Source organism: Pseudomonas sp. A-R-19 (assembly GCF_019956575.1).
GTDB lineage: Bacteria > Pseudomonadota > Gammaproteobacteria > Pseudomonadales > Pseudomonadaceae > Aquipseudomonas.
The window spans coordinates 16,049-32,214 of sequence record NZ_JAHBDR010000032.1; the positions used below are offsets into that span (position 1 = coordinate 16,049).

13 protein-coding genes are annotated in these 16,166 nt (G+C 60.8%); 10 read left to right on the top strand and 3 right to left on the bottom strand.

The genetic code is table 11. The annotated features are described in order from the left end of the window. The first annotated feature begins 90 nt into the window (after positions 1 to 90). The 7 genes from KGA88_RS03095 to KGA88_RS03125 all read left to right on the top strand — a co-directional run bounded on the left by KGA88_RS03095 (position 91) and on the right by KGA88_RS03125 (position 7,599). Entirely contained in the window at positions 91 to 2,451 is a 2,361-nt protein-coding gene (locus KGA88_RS03095; RefSeq protein ID WP_110660780.1) for a TonB-dependent receptor, read from the top strand. A 260-nt stretch (positions 2,452 to 2,711) separates the two neighbouring features. Next, the gene (locus KGA88_RS03100; protein WP_110660781.1) at positions 2,712 to 3,521 is read left to right on the top strand and encodes an energy transducer TonB; all 810 of its coding nucleotides are present in this window, start codon (positions 2,712 to 2,714) and stop codon (positions 3,519 to 3,521) included. Between the two features lie 44 nt (positions 3,522 to 3,565). Next, positions 3,566 to 4,291 (top strand): MotA/TolQ/ExbB proton channel family protein, encoded by a 726-nt coding sequence (locus KGA88_RS03105; RefSeq protein WP_223588875.1) that lies wholly within the window; start codon positions 3,566 to 3,568, stop codon positions 4,289 to 4,291. Position 4,292: 1 nt separating this feature from the next. Then, on the top strand, positions 4,293 to 4,694 hold the full coding sequence (locus KGA88_RS03110) for an ExbD/TolR family protein (protein ID WP_007972930.1): 402 nt from the start codon (positions 4,293 to 4,295) through the stop codon (positions 4,692 to 4,694). A gap of 288 nt (positions 4,695 to 4,982) precedes the next feature. Next, positions 4,983 to 5,564 carry an alpha/beta hydrolase gene (locus tag KGA88_RS03115; protein WP_007972928.1) on the top strand — a complete coding sequence of 194 codons (582 nt, stop codon included), beginning with the start codon at positions 4,983 to 4,985 and terminating at the stop codon, positions 5,562 to 5,564. 55 nt (positions 5,565 to 5,619) lie between these two features. Then, positions 5,620 to 6,540, top strand: a complete 921-nt coding sequence (locus KGA88_RS03120; RefSeq protein WP_223588877.1) for a sigma 54-interacting transcriptional regulator — start codon at positions 5,620 to 5,622, stop codon at positions 6,538 to 6,540. A 276-nt stretch (positions 6,541 to 6,816) separates the two neighbouring features. Further along, a complete protein-coding gene (locus KGA88_RS03125; protein ID WP_110663217.1) occupies positions 6,817 to 7,599 on the top strand; it encodes a MetQ/NlpA family ABC transporter substrate-binding protein in 783 nt (260 codons plus the stop codon). A 468-nt stretch (positions 7,600 to 8,067) separates the two neighbouring features. On the opposite strand, the gene KGA88_RS03130 is transcribed toward KGA88_RS03125, so the two are convergent. Next, positions 8,068 to 9,264, bottom strand: coding sequence for an AAA family ATPase (locus tag KGA88_RS03130; RefSeq protein ID WP_223588880.1), 1,197 nt, complete (start codon positions 9,262 to 9,264; stop codon positions 8,068 to 8,070). Positions 9,265 to 9,441: 177 nt separating this feature from the next. Here KGA88_RS03130 and KGA88_RS03135 point away from each other — a divergent pair, with 177 nt between their 5' ends. Genes KGA88_RS03135 through KGA88_RS03145 form a run of 3 tightly spaced genes read left to right on the top strand, consistent with a single transcriptional unit; the run spans position 9,442 to position 14,653 of the window. Then, complete coding sequence (locus tag KGA88_RS03135; RefSeq protein ID WP_223588882.1) at positions 9,442 to 10,545, top strand: efflux RND transporter periplasmic adaptor subunit; 1,104 nt, start codon at positions 9,442 to 9,444, stop codon at positions 10,543 to 10,545. Then, entirely contained in the window at positions 10,542 to 11,606 is a 1,065-nt protein-coding gene (locus KGA88_RS03140) for an efflux RND transporter periplasmic adaptor subunit (protein ID WP_223588884.1), read from the top strand. Before KGA88_RS03135 ends, KGA88_RS03140 begins: the two co-directional genes overlap by 4 nt. Beyond that, positions 11,603 to 14,653, top strand: a complete 3,051-nt coding sequence (locus tag KGA88_RS03145; protein WP_223588886.1) for an efflux RND transporter permease subunit — start codon at positions 11,603 to 11,605, stop codon at positions 14,651 to 14,653. Before KGA88_RS03140 ends, KGA88_RS03145 begins: the two co-directional genes overlap by 4 nt. Before the next feature lie 135 nt (positions 14,654 to 14,788). Here the strand turns inward: KGA88_RS03145 and KGA88_RS03150 are convergent, their stop codons facing one another. Together KGA88_RS03150 and KGA88_RS03155 are read right to left on the bottom strand one after the other, a co-directional pair. Continuing rightward, positions 14,789 to 15,415 carry a class I SAM-dependent methyltransferase gene (locus KGA88_RS03150; RefSeq protein ID WP_223588888.1) on the bottom strand — a complete coding sequence of 209 codons (627 nt, stop codon included), beginning with the start codon at positions 15,413 to 15,415 and terminating at the stop codon, positions 14,789 to 14,791. Positions 15,416 to 15,612: 197 nt separating this feature from the next. Beyond that, positions 15,613 to 15,969 (bottom strand): DUF6124 family protein, encoded by a 357-nt coding sequence (locus KGA88_RS03155; RefSeq protein ID WP_223588890.1) that lies wholly within the window; start codon positions 15,967 to 15,969, stop codon positions 15,613 to 15,615. Positions 15,970 to 16,166: the final 197 nt, after the last annotated feature.

Here is a 16,166-nt window from a genome sequence, read left to right on the forward strand (position 1 = left end):
ACAGGTGGAGATCCCCTGTGGGAGCGGGCTTGCTCGCGAAGGCGGCCTGACAAGCAATAAAGAACTTCTTCTGATCGGGAACCCCGCCTTATGAGTCCGTTGCACCTTGCTCAAACCTCGTCACCCCAACGGCTCAAACGCCTGCCTCTGGCCCTGTTACTGGCAGGAAGCGCCGGTTGGACCCAAGGCTATGCAGCCGACAGCGCCACCCCTGCAACCACCCCCGTGAAATCCGCCACGGCCGACAGTGCGCAACTGGAAACCGTGACCGTGACCACCCGCCGCCGCGAAGAAAGTTCGCAGGACGTACCGACGCCCATGAGCGTGGTCAGTGGCCAGACCCTGGAAGCCCAGCGGGTTTATCGCATTCAGGATCTGCAGCAACTGGTGCCCAGCGTCAACGTCGCCTACATGCATGCGCGCCAGTCCAGCGTGTCGATTCGTGGCCTGGGCAACAACCCGGCCAGCGATGGCCTGGAAGGCAGTGTCGGCCTGTACATCGACAACGTTTACCTCGGCCGGCCGGGCATGGCCGTGTTCGACCTGATGGACATCGAGCAGCTCGAAGTGCTGCGCGGTCCGCAAGGCACCCTGTTCGGTAAAAATACCACCGCCGGTGTGATCAACATCAGCACGCGTGCGCCAACCTTTACCCCGGAACGCAGCATCGAATCTTCGGTAGGCGAGGACGGTTATTTCCAGACCAAGGGCACGATTTCCGGCCCGCTGAATGACGAACTGGCCGGGCGCTTTTCTGCGTATCGCACCCGCAGCGACGGTGACATCAAGAACGAATTCGACGGCCACGATTTGAACGGCGGCTCGCGCGATGGCTTCCGTGGCCAGTTGCTGTTCAAGCCCAACGAGTCATTCAACCTGCGCTGGATCGGCGACTACAACGAGGAGGATTCCAGCGCCGGCACCCGGGTGTTGTTCAACACCGGGCCGACCATCAATGGCACCAACCTTTACCAGGCCCGGGCCAATGCGGCTGGCGCAACCCTGGTTGACGGCACGCACCGCAAGGTCAACCTGAACAACGACCAGCACGTCACCGTGCATCAGGGCGGTACGTCAGTCGAGGCCAACTGGACGCTGCCGAGCGACTTCACCCTGACGTCCATCAGCTCCTATCGCTGGTGGAATTTCACCCCGCGCAATGATGACGGCCTGAACGCAACCGCCTTCTACAACGCCGGCGTTTCGGTGGAGGATAAGCAGTATTCCCAGGAGTTTCGCCTGGCGTCGCCTACCGGCGGATTCTTCGATTACGTGCTGGGCGCCTACTACTTCGGCTCCAACCTGGACAACAAATCCTTCACCTTCTACGGCCCGCAAGCGGACATCTGGAGTGGCACGCCCACCGGTGCGCTGAACAACATCGACAGTGTCGGCAACGGTCATATCGAAACCAACAGCTTCGCGCTGTTCGCCCAGGGCACCTGGCACCTGACCGAGCGCCTGGATTTCACCGCCGGCCTGCGGGGCACCTATGAAGAGAAAAACGCCTGGGTGACCCGCAATGCACCCGCCGGTGGTGTCGCGGTCACCGGTGCGGCGGCCGCGTCACGACGTGCGCGCGCGGGGGCCTACGATTCCGGCGATCTGAACCAGTACAGCTCCAGTCCCTCGGGCCTGCTGAACCTCAGCTACCGCCTCACCGACGACCTGCTCACCTACGCTACGTTGTCCCATGGCGAAAAATCAGGCGGGGTCAACCTGGCGGTCGGTACGGCGCCGGTGGCGGGTGCCGACTCACTGCTGATCGGCACCGAGCGCGCCAACAACGCCGAGCTCGGTTTCAAGAGCACCCTGTGGGACCGCCGCCTGCAACTCAACGCCAACGTCTTCTGGACCCAGGTCAACGGCTATCAGACCAACGCCTACGACGACGTCAACCGCGTGCAGTACCTGACCAACGCCGGCTCGGTGCGCTCCCGTGGCGTGGAGTTCGAAAGCACCCTGATCCCGCTGCGCGGCCTGACGCTGAACATCAACGGCTCGTACAACGATGTCAGCTACCTCTCGTACAAGGATGCGCCGTGCCCGCCGGAAGTCAGCCTGGCGCCGGGCGCTCCGGCGTCTTGCGACCTCAGTGGCCATCAAGTGGTCGGCGCCTCGAAATGGATCGGCAACGCCAACGGCGAATACAAGTGGAACCTGAGCAACGGCTTCGAGGAATACGTCACTGCCAGCTATGCGTTCCGCTCCAAAGCGGTGGGCACGGTGGAAGACTCCGACTTCGGGCAGATCCCGAGTTATGCGGTGGTCAACCTGTCCACCGGTTTGCGCGGCGACTTCAACCAGGGGCAGTGGGACGTTTCGCTGTGGCTGAAAAACGCCTTCGACAAAACCTACTACACGACGCTGTGGACGGCTGCCAACGGTGGTTATGAAGGCCTGCTCGGCACCCCCCGGACGCTGGGCGTGACCGGTCGATATGACTTCTGACGGCGAAAAAGCATGCCTCGAATGAATACTTTCAATGCAGGCAAGGCATTGGTTTTTCGCCATCGGGCCAGAGCCCTTGTATTGCGGGCTCTGGCGGTAGACGAAGGTTTCGCATATGCATTTATGGTCTAAGCATTAGATTAAAAATTACTTTAAGAACTAAGCGTTCCGGCCAATGATTTCTCCACCGCGATGTCGTCGGGGGGATGTTCAAGACGACGTTTCGGGTTATCCGCTAAGAGACCGCAGGGAGTGAAGCAATGGGCAATGTCCAGACCGTCGTCAGTGCACATGAAGTGCTGTGGCGCCAGGCACCCGGTGGCGAGTTGGTCGACCTCGGCCGACCGCACCGGTTGCCCTTGGGCCAGTTGCGTTTGCAGCGTGCACCCAAGGGCGTCCTGCGCCGACGGGAAGCGATCGTGCTCGGCGTGCTGGCGTTGCTGGTGCATGGCGCGGTGATTTATTGGGTCAATCAGCAACCGACCCCGGTGCTGCCGATCGTGCCGCCGGAAGTCCCGCCGATGACCATCGAGTTCTCGCGTCCGGCGCCACCGGTGGTCGAGCCGCCGCCACCGCAACCTGTCCAGCCTGTGGTGGAGCCACCACCGCCCGTGGAAGACGAACTGGCCGTGAAGCCGCCTCCACCGAAGCCGGTGCCCAAGCCCAAACCGGTCGCCAAACCGCAACCGAAACCGGCGCCAAAAGCAGTTGAGCAACCCCCTGCGCCAGCGAAACCGGCAGCACCCGTCGCGGCCCCGGCAGCACCTGCACCGCCGGCGCCCGCACCTGTGACACCGGCCTCCGCCACGGCCGGCTATTTGAAAAACCCGGCGCCGGAATACCCGTCGCTGGCCCAGCGTCGCGGCTGGGAAGGCACGGTGTTGTTGCGCGTGCATGTGTTGGCCAGCGGCAAGCCCGGTGAGATCCAGATCCAGAAAAGCAGCGGTCGCGATGCGCTCGACGAAGCAGCGCTGAACGCGGTGAAACGCTGGAGTTTCGTGCCAGCCAAGCAAGGCGATGTGGCCCAGGACGGCTGGGTCAGCGTGCCTATCGATTTCAAGATTCATTAAACCGAAACCAATTTCGCGCGAAACGTTTACACGAGGAATACACCATGACGTTACTGGCATCTCCACTTGAATCCATCGAAAGCGCGGTGATCTGGCTGCTGGTGGTTTTTTCCGTCGCGACCTGGGGTTTGGCATTGCTCAAGGGCGTGCAGTTCGGGCGCCTCAAGGCACAGGATCGAAAGTTTCATCAACAGTTCTGGGCCGCTTCGAGTCTCGATTCGGCGGCCGAACTGAGCGAAACCCGGCCCGGCGCGGCCGCCCGGGTTGCCCAGGCCGGTTACGCGGCCATCCAGGTGGGCGAGGCGCCGCAGGCGGCGGACTTGAGCCAGGCGATCAACCATCAGGATCGTCTGGAGCGGGCTTTGCGTCAGCAGATCGTGCGTGAGCGGCGGTCACTGGAAACCGGCTTGGCGGTGCTCGCGAGCATTGGCAGCACCTCGCCGTTCATTGGTTTGTTCGGCACGGTGTGGGGAATCATGGAGGCGTTGAAAGGCATCAGCGCGGCGGGCTCGGCAAGCCTGGAAACGGTCGCCGGGCCGATTGGCGCGGCACTGGTCGCCACGGGCGTAGGGATCGCTGTCGCGGTGCCGGCGGTACTGGTTTACAACTACTTTTTGCGCCGTTTGAAACTGACGGCGGCGGACCTGGATGACTTCGCCCACGACTTCTACAGCCTGGCGCAGAAGAGTTCGTTCCGCGTGCTGATCCACCCGACGGCGCACAAGGCAGCGGCCCAGGGCAGCGCGCCGAAAGTGAAGGAGGCGTCCTGATATGGCCTTCTCCACGCAAGACACCGATGAGGTGCTCAGTGAGATCAACGTGACGCCGTTGGTGGATGTGATGCTGGTGTTGCTGGTGGTGTTCATCGTCACCGCACCGCTGCTGACCAACGCCATTCCGATCAACCTGCCCAAGACCGAAGCGGTGGCGCCGGTGGAGCAGAAAGACCCGTTGGTGGTGAGCATCGACGGGGCCGGCAAACTGTTTATCAACAAGGACGAGATACAGCCGGACTTGCTGGAGTTCAACCTCAAGTCGGCGAAGGCCAAGGACCCCGAGGTGCGTGTGCAGCTGCAGGCAGACGATGGGGTGAATTACGGCGAAGTGGCGCGGGCCATGGCGTCGATCGAGCGGGCAGGGATTACCAAGCTGTCGGTGATTACTGCGCGTTAACAGATTTTCGTTTTCCGGGGCCGTCTCCTTGGCAGGGTGCGGCCCTTTTTTTTGCCTCGAATTCAGCAGCACCACAAACCCCCTGTGGGAGCGGGCTTGCCAGCGATAGCGGTGGGACAGGCAACATCTTCATCGACTGGAAGGGCGCCTTCGCTGGCAAGCCAGCTCCTACAGGTCGAAATTTGTTATTCGATGTAGATCTTAATAAATAGCTTCTTATTCCTTAACGAATATAAATCCTCTCCCTATACTCGACCGGGAACAGACACGCAGCAGGAGAGCTCCCCCATGCGCAACGAATCAATTCGCTACCTGATTGTGCCGGGCTGGCAAGGATCGCCGGAAGATCATTGGCAAAGCCACTGGCAGAACAGCCTGCCGAACAGTGCGCGGGTGGAGCAGGCCGATTGGCTGACGCCACGTCGAGAGGACTGGGTCGCAGCGCTGGCCGAGGCGATTGCCGCCGACAGCACGCCGGTCATCCTGATCGCCCACAGCCTGGGTTGCATTACCGTCGCCCATTGGGCAGCGACCGCTCCCGTGCAGTTTTTGCGGCAAGTGCGCGGCGCCCTGCTGGTCGCGCCGGCGGATGTCGAACGCCCGGCCTGCGCGCCGGCCCTGCGCAATTTCGCGCCAATCCCGACGGACCTGCTGCCATTCCCGAGTCAGGTCGTCAGCTCCGACAACGACAGCGCCGTCAGTGCACCGCGGGCCCTGGAACTGGCGCGCAACTGGGGTGCCGAAGCGGGGATCCTGGCGGGGGCGGGGCATATCAACGTGAAGTCCGGCCACCAGCGTTGGGAGCAGGGTTTTGCCTATCTCTATCGCTTGCAGAACCGCATGGAACACCACGCCCTGCGCCGCGCTTGAACACTTTCTTTATTTAACGCCCCCGTCTCCCGGCGGTTCTGGGCGGGAGTCTGCCATGAGCTTTGAAACCTTCGGCCAGCCGCTGCTGACCTTTCCCGATGCCGACAAAAGTCCCCTGAGCATCCGCGCCAAGGCGCTGGTGTTTGTCGATCCGCGTTCACGGCAATTACGTGAAGACCTTGAGCAACTGGCCACGCGTTCGGTGTCAGTGCTTATCCGAGGCGAAACCGGCACCGGCAAGGAATTGCTGGCGCGCCACATCCACCGCGCCAGTGATCGCGGCGGGTTATTCGTGTCGGTCAACTGCGGCGCGATCAGCCCGACTTACGCCGATGCCGAGTTGTTTGGCTATGCGGCGGGCAGCTACAGCGGCTCGGCGAGCAGTCGTGCCGGGTGGTTCGGCTCGGCCAACGGCGGCACGTTGTACCTGGACGAAATCGGCGACCTGCCGCTGCCGATCCAGATCAAACTGCTCGCCGCCCTGGAGAACCACGAAGTCATCCGCGTCGGTGCCCAGCAGCCGAGCCCGGTGGATGTGCGGCTGGTGGCGGCCACCAGCATCGATCTGGCCCAGGCGGTTGCCGCCGGGAAATTCCATGAGCGGCTTTATCACTACCTCAGCGAAGGCCCGCTCGAACTGCCGGCGCTGCGCGAGCGCCCGGGTGACATCCTGTCGCTGGCCGAATACTTCCTCGGCATCTACAGCCAGCGCCTCGACTTGCCGGTACCGCTGATCAGTGAAGCGGCGCAGCTTGTCCTGGAAGGTCACAGTTGGCCGGGCAATACCCGCGAGCTGGAGAACATCATTCACTTTGCGCTGCTGGTGAGCACGGGCGCCGAGATTCTGCCGGAGCATCTGAACCTGCCGGATTCGCTCACGCAAATTGCGCATCAGGTAACGCAGATTCTTGGCAGCGGATCTGCGAAGGAAAAAGACGCCTTGAAGCAACTCCTCAAAAACGCGGGAATCCTGTAGGAGCGAGCTCGCTCGCGAAGAACGTCAACGATGACACGGTTTTCCTGAATGTACGCGTTGCCCTTACGTCCATCGCGAGCGAGCTCGCTCCTACATAAAGGGAATGTACGAGTTAGAGCTGTATGAACAAAATGGAATATGAAGCTGAATAAAGGTTATTGTTCGGGAATAAAAAATCCCGGTATTGTCCGCTTCACGCCAGCGATAGCACTTCACTGGCACTCTCGTTTTCAAGCCGTCGCCACAAGCGACTGTGATTTTCGATAAGGACACTGCATGAAAAAGGTTCTGTTGTTCACCGCACTGGCGGCTGCCCTCTCCGCGGGCCTGGCCCAGGCTGGCGAAAAACTCGTGGTTGCGGCAACCCCGGTTCCACACGCCGAGATCCTTGAGCTGATCAAGCCAACCCTCGCCAAAGAAGGTGTGGACCTGGAAATCAAAGTCTTCACCGACTACGTTCAGCCGAACGTGCAGGTCGACCAGAAGCGCCTGGACGCCAACTACTTCCAGACCCTGCCGTACCTGAAAAGCTTCAACGAAGGCAAAGGTACCAACCTGGTCACCGTGATCGGCGTACACGTTGAACCTTTCGGCGGCTACTCGAAGAAAGTCAAAACCCTGGCTGAACTGAAAGACGGCGCGACCATCGCCATCCCGAACGAAGGCAGCAACAGCGGCCGTGCCCTGATCCTGCTGCAGAAGGCTGGCCTGATCGAGTTGAAAGACCCGAAAAACGCCCTGGCCACCCCGAAAGACATCGCCAAGAACCCGCACAACTTCAAGTTCAAGGAACTTGAGTCGGCCATGCTGCCGCGCGTGCTGGATCAGGTCGACCTGGACATGATCAACACCAACTACGCGCTGGAAGCGGGTCTGAACCCGGCTAAAGACGCACTGGTGATCGAAGGTGCCGATTCGCCTTACGTGAACTTCCTGGTGGCCCGTCCGGACAACAAGGACAGCGTTGCCATCCAGAAACTGGCCAAAGCCCTGACCAGCCCGGAAGTGAAAGCATTCATCGAGAAGAAGTACAGCGGCGCGGTACTGCCAGCGTTCTGATTCGCGAAGCAAACCCCTTCAAGGTTTCATACGCCGACGGCTGATTTAGCGTCGGCGTTTTTTTATGTGTGTTGGTTTGCCAGTGGCGAGGACGCTTTTGTGGCGAGGGGGCTTGCCCCCGTTCGAATGCGCAGCATTCGCCCGAGGTGCGTCATTAAGATTTTTGGGAGGTTACATGGGGCCGCTTCGCAGCCCAACGGGGGCAAGCCCCCTCGCCACAAGATCAAAAGCACTCAGGCCGGCTTGGCCTCCAAGGCCCTGCGCAACGCCATCAAGAGTTTCAGAATGTCCTGCGGATCCAGCCGTTGCGGCGTTTGTGCGTCTGCCATGTTCTCGTCCTTGTGAGGTTTTGGCCGGGAGTCTGGCCAAAAGTGGTTCGTCCTTGGAGTTGTGGTTCGAAAAAAAGATCCTTCCTACGTCGCAGGGGAAAATAGACGTCTTCCATCGTCCCGGCAAATCACTTGTCGTTCATTCCGGCCAATACCATGCCGGCTCATCCAGCATGCGTTGGCCGACAATCCCGGTTTGCCCGAGGTTCTTCTCCAGCACGATGCAGTTGCAATCCGGGTCTTGCTGCAATGCCGAAATCAAGCGCCGGGCATGAGATACCACCCACACCTGGCACTGCTCTGAGGCGCGGATGATCAAGCGTGCCAGTGCCGCCAGCAGGTCCGGATGCAGGCTGGTTTCCGGCTCGTTCAGCACCATCAGTGTCGGCGGCCGAGGTGTCAGCAGTGCCGCGACCAACAGCAGGTAACGCAAGGTTCCGTCCGACAACTCGGCGGCCGACAGTGGTCGTAACAAACCTTCCTGGAAAAACTCGATGGCGAAGCGACCTCCCGGCAGTGCTTCGATGTTCAGGCGCGCGCCGGGGAAGGCATCGCTGATGGCGGCCTGCAATGCCTCCTGATCGCCGATTTCGATGATCGTCTGCAAGGCCGCCGCCAGATCGCGTCCGTCGTGATGCAGCACCGGCGTGCGGGTGCCCAGTTGCGGTTGGCGCGCGGGTGCGTCGGCATCGCTGCGAAAGTGATCGTAGAAGCGCCAGCGGCGGATGAACTCGCGCATTTCCAGCACTTCCGGAGAGCTGCGCAGGCTGCCGACCTGGTCGAACAGGCTGTCGAACATCGGCGTGTGCTGCGCCAGTACATCCCACTTGCGGTTGGCGCGGGTACGGATCATCGGACCGTCACGGTCGACCAGCAGACTGGCCGGGCGATAGAACGCACCGGCCCACAGGCATTCGCGCTTGATCTGCGGGTCGAGGCTGAAACGGGAAGGAATCGGCCAGCGGTGCCCCGGCAGCATGAAATGACCATTGGAATCCGGCAGGCCGAGGCTGATCGAGTAACCGAAATCGTCTCCCGCAAACCCCAGGCGCAGGCGTTTGACGCCTTGGCTCACGGTGGGCTCGATGGGGACTTCGCCAGTGCGCATGCGCCGGGAAATGGTTTCCGGGCCGGCCCAGAAGGTCGAATCCAGACCGCCTTCACGGGCCAGGGCATTGACCACGCCGCCCTGGGCGGTTTCCGCCAGCAGGCGCAGCGCGCGGTACAGGTTGGATTTGCCGCTGCCGTTGGGCCCGGTAATCAGATTCAGCCGGCCCAGCGGGATCACCAGTTTGTTGATCGAGCGGTAATTGGCCACCGCGAGGGTTTTGAGCATGTGAGTTCCTGAGGCGGGATCGACCAGGACTCATTGTCAGGCATGCGCAGGTGTCTATTGCAACTGTTTCAAGGGTAACAAGGTGTGAATTTTTTCTTCATAAGACGCTCGTGCAAGGTTCCAATCCTGTTCTAAGCTCTCTGTCGTGTTGTACATGAAAAAGGCCAAGGAGATTGCATGGTGGTTCCCGGATTGAAAGTAGTAATGGCCTTGAGTGTCGTCACCCTGCTGACGGCTTGCGACGAGAAAAAGCCCGTGCAGGAATACCTGCCACGGGTTTTCGTGCAGGTCGTCAAGCCAGCGGATTACGCGGCCTCGGTCACCCTCACCGGTGATATCCAGGCGCGGGTACAGACGGAACTGTCCTTTCGCGTCGGTGGCAAGATCATCCAGCGCTCGGTAGACGTTGGCGATCGTGTGACCGCCAAGCAAGTGCTCGCCCGGCTCGACCCCAAGGATCTGCAGACCAACGTCGACTCGGCCCAGGCACAAGTGGTCGCTGAACAGGCGCGGGTTAAGCAGAGCGCGGCGGCATTCGTGCGTCAGCAAAAACTCCTGCCCAAGGGTTACACCAGCCAGAGTGAATACGACTCGGCCCAGGCCGCCTTGCACAGTAGTCAGAGTGCCTTGAGCGCCGCCCAGGCGCAGTTGGCCAACGCCAAGGATCAGTTGAGCTATACGGCGTTGATCGCCGATGCGCCGGGGATCATTACCGAGCGCCAGGCGGAAGTCGGCCAGGTGGTGCAGGCGACGATGCCGATCTTCAGCCTGGCCCGGGACGGCGACCGCGATGCGGTATTCAACGTCTATGAATCGCTGCTGGCGGAGAAGCCCAAGGATCAGACCATTGTCCTGAGCCTGCTCGACAACCCGGCAATCAAGACCACTGGCACCGTACGTGAAGTCACCCCGTCGGTGTCGGCACAATCGGGCACCGTGCAGGTCAAGGTCGGCCTCAACAGCCTGCCAGACGGCATGCAACTGGGCTCGGTGGTGAGCGCCACGGCCAGGGGATCGGGCAAGTCGGTCATCGAGTTGCCGTGGTCGGCACTGACCAAAAACATCAGTGAACCTGCAGTCTGGATTGTCGACGACAAGGGCAAGGCCCAGTTGCATTCGGTGACGGTCAGTCGCTACCTGACCGGCAAGATCATCGTCAGCGGCGGCTTGAAGGACGGCGACAAAGTCATCATCGCCGGTGGACAACTCTTGCACCCGGACATGGAAGTCGAGATTGCCGAAAACACTTACAAGGATCTGACGTGGGGAGCAAAGCCATGAAGCCTTTATGGGCGTTGTCCATCGGGCTGGTGCTGAGCGCCTGTTCCAAAAGCGAACCGCCGCCGGAGCCGGTGCGACCGGTGCTGTCGATCAAGGTCCAGGCCTTGAGCGAAGAGGACCTGGGCCGCTTTGCCGGCAGTATCCAGGCACGCTATGAAACCGATACCGGCTTCCGTGTGGGCGGGCGAATCGCCAGCCGTAACGTCGATGTCGGCACCGAGGTCGAGAAGGGCACGTTGCTCGCCACCCTCGATCCTTCGGATCAACAGAACCAATTGCGTTCGGCCCAGGGCGATCTGGCGAAAATCCAGGCGCAACTGATCAACGCCAAAGCCACCGCCCAGCGTCAGCAAGCCTTGTTTGACCGCGGGGTCGGCGCGCAGGCGCAACTGGATGAGGCCAACACGGACCTGAAAACCACCCAGGCCTCCCTTGATCAGGCCCGGGCGGCCGTCAACCAGAGCAAGGACCAACTGGGCTACACCGAGCTGCGCGCCGACCATAAAGCCGTGGTCACTGCGTGGAGCGCCGAGGCCGGGCAAGTGGTGTCGGCGGGTCAGCAAGTGGTGACCCTGGCGCAACCGGACATCAAGGAAGCGGTGATCGATCTTCCCGATACCCTGGTCGACCAACTGCCCAGCGATGTGGTGTTTTTGGTCGCGGCGCAACTCAATCCGAGCATCAACACCACCGCGATCATCCGTGAAATCGAGCCTCAGGCTCAAAGCGCCACGCGCACCCGTCGCGCTCGCTTGACCCTGGCCGAAACGCCAGAAGGCTTTCGCCTGGGCACGGCCATCAGCGTCACCCTGAGCTCGGCGATCAAGCCGCGCATCGAACTGCCGGTCACCGCGCTGCAGGTGGTCGATGGCAAGCCGCGCATCTGGGTGATCGATGCACAGAGTAAAACCGTCTCTCCCCGTGACATCACCGTGATCAGCCGCACCGACAGCACCGTGGTGCTGGCCGGCGGCGTGAAAAACGGCGAGCGGGTGGTCAGTGCCGGTGTGAACAGCCTCAAGCCGGGGCAAAAAGTGAAAATCGACGAGGACAGTCAATGAAAGGGCCTTTCAACCTCTCGGAATGGGCCCTCAAGCATCAGTCGTTCATCTGGTATCTGATGTTCGTCGCGTTGCTGATGGGTGTGTTCTCGTACTTCAACCTGGGTCGCGAAGAAGACCCTTCGTTCACCATCAAGACCATGGTGATCCAGAGCAAATGGCCGGGGGCGACCCAGGAGGAAACCCTCAAGCAGATCACCGACCGGATCGAGAAGAAGCTCGAAGAACTCGACTCCCTCGACTACGTGAAAAGCTACACGCGCCCCGGCGAATCGACGGTGTACGTGTACCTGCGCGACACCACCAGTGCCAAGGACATCCCGGAAATCTGGTACCAGGTGCGCAAGAAGATCAACGACATCAAGTACCAGTTCCCGCAGGGCATACAGGGGCCGTCGTTCAACGACGAGTTCGGTGACGTCTTCGGGTCGATCTACGCCTTCACCGCCGACGGCCTGACCATGCGTCAGTTGCGCGACTACGTGGAACAGGCGCGCATGGAAATTCGCGGCGTGCCGGGGCTGGGCAAGATCGAGATGGTCGGCCAGCAGGACGAAGTGCTGTACCTGAATTTCTCCACACGCAAACTCGCAGCGCTGGGCATCGATGAGCGTCAGGTGGTGCAGAGCCTGCAAACCCAGAACGCCGTGACCCCGGCGGGTGTCATCGAGGCCGGGCCGGAGCGGATTTCGGTGCGTACTTCAGGGAAGTTCGCTTCGGAGAAAGACCTCGCCGAGGTCAACCTCAAGCTCAACGACCGCTACTATCGTCTGGCCGACATTGCCGAAATCAGTCGCGGCTATGTCGATCCGGCCTCGCCGGAATTCCGCATCAACGGCAAACCGGCCATCGGCCTGGCGATTGCCATGCAGAAGGGTGGCAACGTCCAGGCGTTCGGCAAGGCGCTGCACACCCGTATCGAACAGTTGACCGCCGACCTGCCGGTGGGAGTCGGCATCTACAACGTTTCCGATCAGGCCGTGGTGGTAGAAGAAGCCGTGGGCGGCTTTACCAGTGCCTTGTTCGAAGCGGTAGTGATCGTGCTGCTGGTCAGCTTCGTCAGCCTCGGCGTGCGCGCCGGGCTGGTGGTGGCGTGCTCGATCCCACTGGTGCTGGCGATGGTGTTCGTGTTCATGGAATACAGCGGCATCACCATGCAGCGGATTTCCCTCGGTGCACTGATCATCGCCCTCGGCCTGCTGGTGGACGATGCGATGATCACTGTGGAAATGATGGTCACGCGCCTGGAAATGGGCGAGACCAAGGAGCAGGCGGCAACCTTCGCCTACACCTCCACGGCGTTCCCGATGCTCACCGGTACGCTGGTGACGGTCGCGGGCTTCGTGCCGATCGGCTTGAACGCCAGCTCCGCCGGTGAGTACACCTACACCCTGTTTGCGGTGATTGCCTGTGCGATGCTGGTGTCGTGGGTGGTGGCGGTGCTGTTTGCGCCGGTGATCGGCGTGCACATTCTCAGCACCAAGGTAAAACCCCACGAAGGCGAACCCGGGCGCATCGGCAAGGCGTTCAACGGCGGACTGCTGTGGTGCATGCGCAATCGCTGGTGGGCCATCGGCATTACGGTGCTGTGCTTTGTGCTGGCGCTGTTCAGCATGCGCTACGTGCAGAACCAGTTCTTCCCGTCTTCGGATCGCCCGGAAATCCTGGTGGACCTGAACCTGCCGCAAAACTCCTCGATCGACGAAACCCGAAGGGCGGTCGATCGTCTCGAAGCCACGCTCAAGGATGATCCGGACATCGTGCGCTGGAGTACCTACATCGGTCAGGGCGCCATCCGTTTTTACCTGCCTCTGGACCAGCAACTGCAAAACCCGTTCTACGCGCAGTTGGTGATCGTCAGCAAAGGCCATACCCGCGAGGCCATGATGCAGAAGCTGCGCGAGCGTTTGCGCAACGACTTCGTCGGCATCGGCGGTTATGTCCAGGCGCTGGAAATGGGCCCGCCGGTAGGGCGTCCGATCCAGTACCGGGTCAGCGGCAAGGACATCGACCAGGTGCGCCGACATGCCATCGACCTGGCCACGGAGCTGGACAAGAACCCGCACATCGGCGAGATCATCTACGACTGGAACGAGCCGGGCAAAGTCCTGCGTATCGACATCGCCCAGGACAAGGCGCGGCAGTTGGGGCTGTCTTCCGAGGATGTGGCCAACCTGATGAACGGAATCGTCAGCGGCCAAGCGGTGACCCAGGTCGATGACGACATTTACCTGATCAACGTGGTCGGTCGTGCGGTGGATTCCGAACGCGGTACGCCGGAAACCCTGCAGAACCTGCAAATCGTCACGCCGAGCGGCACGTCGATTCCGTTGCTGGCGTTCGCCACGGTGCGCTATGAATTGGAGCAGCCGTTGGTATGGCGTAGGGATCGCTTGCCGACCATCACCATCAAGGCGGCGATTCGTGACGAGATCCAGCCAACCGACCTGGTGAAAATCCTCAAGCCGTCCATCGACGCTTTCGCAGCCAAACTGCCGGCGGGCTACAAAGTCGCCACCGGTGGTACGGTGGAGGAAAGCGGCAAGGCCCAGGGGCCGATTGCCAAGGTTGTGCCGCTGATGCTGTTCATGATGGCGACCTTCCTGATGATCCAGCTGCACAGCGTGCAGAAGCTGTTCCTGGTGGCCAGTGTCGCGCCGCTGGGGCTGATCGGCGTGGTTCTCGCGCTGGTGCCTACCGGTACGCCAATGGGCTTCGTGGCGATCCTCGGGATTCTGGCGCTGATCGGTATCATCATCCGTAACTCGGTGATCCTGGTGACCCAGATCGACGAGTACGAGCAGAAGGGCTATACGCCGTGGGATGCGGTGGTGCAGGCGACCGAGCATCGACGTCGGCCGATCCTGCTGACCGCCGCGGCGGCAAGCATGGGGATGATCCCGATTGCCCGGGAAGTGTTCTGGGGGCCGATGGCCTACGCGATGATCGGCGGGATCGTCATCGCCACCTTGCTGACGCTGCTGTTTTTGCCGGCGCTGTATGTGGCCTGGTACAAGATTCGCGAGCCGAAGAAAGAGGTGCAGTAAAAGCGAGCGCTTCGCGCTCTATTCGCGGGCAAGCCCGCTCCCACAGGGAACCGAGTATTCCTGAACAACTCGGTCAACTGTGGGAGCGGGCTTGCCCGCGAAGACGTCAGAACAAACGCTGAAAATTTGTTGGCATTACACCTTACGCCAAACACTCGCCAACCAGGGCTGCTGCTCCCGCGGCAGCCCTGCCGGCCGGTAGTAATGTTCCAGCTCCACAAACCCCGCCTCGACCAACAAATGCTGCCAGGCCGCGAGGTCGTGATACGAGCCATAACGCGGCCCGTTCCAGCCTTCCTGATTCTCGCCACGGGGATTGGAACTGAACAACACCCCACCCGGTTTCAACGCTCCCCACAACTGCTTCAACACCCGCGGTAATTCCTGACGCGGAACATGAAACAGCACCGCATTGGCAAAAATCCCGTCGAAACGCTCGGTCGGCAGATCAAGCTTCAGGAAGTCCTGCTGCCACACCTCGCAACCGCTGTCGTCTCGCGCCATCTGCGCAAGTTTTTCCGAACCGTCGAGGCCGACCGCCATGTGCCCCATGCGGGTGAACGTCTGCAGATCACGTCCAGGCCCGCAGCCAAAATCGAGAATGTCGAAAGGCGCCTCACCTTGAATGTGCCGCAACAGGGCATCGATGTTCTGGCTGACATCGTGATCGCGCGTGCCTTCACGGAAACTTTCGGCCACCGAGTTGTAGTGGCCCAGGGTCGTGGTGGTGATCTGTTCGAGGTCGTCGGGTGTTTGTTTCATGGTCGGGCTGCGCAGGTCATGGGGATTTGCCGAATATACGCCAACAATTTCGGGGCTGCTTCGCAGCCATTCGCGAGCAAGCCCGCTCCCACATTTAACCGAGTCGAACAATTGGTTTGTGTTCGCCAGAGATCAAATGTGGGAGCGGGCTTGCTCGCGAAAGCTGCATCACTGACAACGGATGACTAAAGCCTGATTCAACCTTTTTTCATCCCCAAACACTCAATGGAGTGATCCACCATCGCCTTGGCAATCTCCAGCAAATGCCAGATCGAATACACCATCGCCCGGTCGGCGCCCTTGAGTTGATCGCCACACTGATACGCCGTGACCGAAGCACAACGCAGCAGGTCGGCGACATAGAGTTGGGTGTCTTCAAAACTCACGTCTTTGCTGACGTTGTAGAAGCGCATTTCATCGGGGGGTGTGGGTTGCTTGCCGGTGAGGTGGAAATCGATGGCTCGGTAGAGTGCTGATCGATCCCTGGGAGGGTCTTCAGTGCCGGTTTCGTTGGAGGGGTTTTCGGGGGGTGGATCGGGAACGGATTTTTTCATAGGTAAAACTCCTGACTATTAGTTGGAGCCAACCGATTTCGCGACTAAACGAATAGGGGGTGGCGGCTGCACACAGGTTAGTCGACCGGCCGCCAGGCAAAACCGGCGCACCACGAGGGTGCCCTGCGCACAGCCACCATAAAATTCAGGCAATAAATAACACCTGAAAAAAGGTGACGCTGTGCGCCCGGCGCGGA

Excerpts from the sequence above, each read along its gene's own strand:
- KGA88_RS03095 (WP_110660780.1), top strand. The coding sequence starts at position 91 with ATGAGTCCGTTGCACCTTGCTCAAACCTCGTCACCCCAACGGCTCAAA.
- KGA88_RS03100 (WP_110660781.1), top strand. The coding sequence starts at position 2,712 with ATGGGCAATGTCCAGACCGTCGTCAGTGCACATGAAGTGCTGTGGCGC.
- KGA88_RS03105 (WP_223588875.1), top strand. The coding sequence starts at position 3,566 with ATGACGTTACTGGCATCTCCACTTGAATCCATCGAAAGCGCGGTGATC.
- KGA88_RS03110 (WP_007972930.1), top strand. The coding sequence starts at position 4,293 with ATGGCCTTCTCCACGCAAGACACCGATGAGGTGCTCAGTGAGATCAAC.
- KGA88_RS03115 (WP_007972928.1), top strand. The coding sequence starts at position 4,983 with ATGCGCAACGAATCAATTCGCTACCTGATTGTGCCGGGCTGGCAAGGA.
- KGA88_RS03120 (WP_223588877.1), top strand. The coding sequence starts at position 5,620 with ATGAGCTTTGAAACCTTCGGCCAGCCGCTGCTGACCTTTCCCGATGCC.
- KGA88_RS03125 (WP_110663217.1), top strand. The coding sequence starts at position 6,817 with ATGAAAAAGGTTCTGTTGTTCACCGCACTGGCGGCTGCCCTCTCCGCG.
- KGA88_RS03130 (WP_223588880.1), bottom strand. The coding sequence starts at position 9,264 with ATGCTCAAAACCCTCGCGGTGGCCAATTACCGCTCGATCAACAAACTG.
- KGA88_RS03135 (WP_223588882.1), top strand. The coding sequence starts at position 9,442 with ATGGTGGTTCCCGGATTGAAAGTAGTAATGGCCTTGAGTGTCGTCACC.
- KGA88_RS03140 (WP_223588884.1), top strand. The coding sequence starts at position 10,542 with ATGAAGCCTTTATGGGCGTTGTCCATCGGGCTGGTGCTGAGCGCCTGT.
- KGA88_RS03145 (WP_223588886.1), top strand. The coding sequence starts at position 11,603 with ATGAAAGGGCCTTTCAACCTCTCGGAATGGGCCCTCAAGCATCAGTCG.
- KGA88_RS03150 (WP_223588888.1), bottom strand. The coding sequence starts at position 15,415 with ATGAAACAAACACCCGACGACCTCGAACAGATCACCACCACGACCCTG.
- KGA88_RS03155 (WP_223588890.1), bottom strand. The coding sequence starts at position 15,969 with ATGAAAAAATCCGTTCCCGATCCACCCCCCGAAAACCCCTCCAACGAA.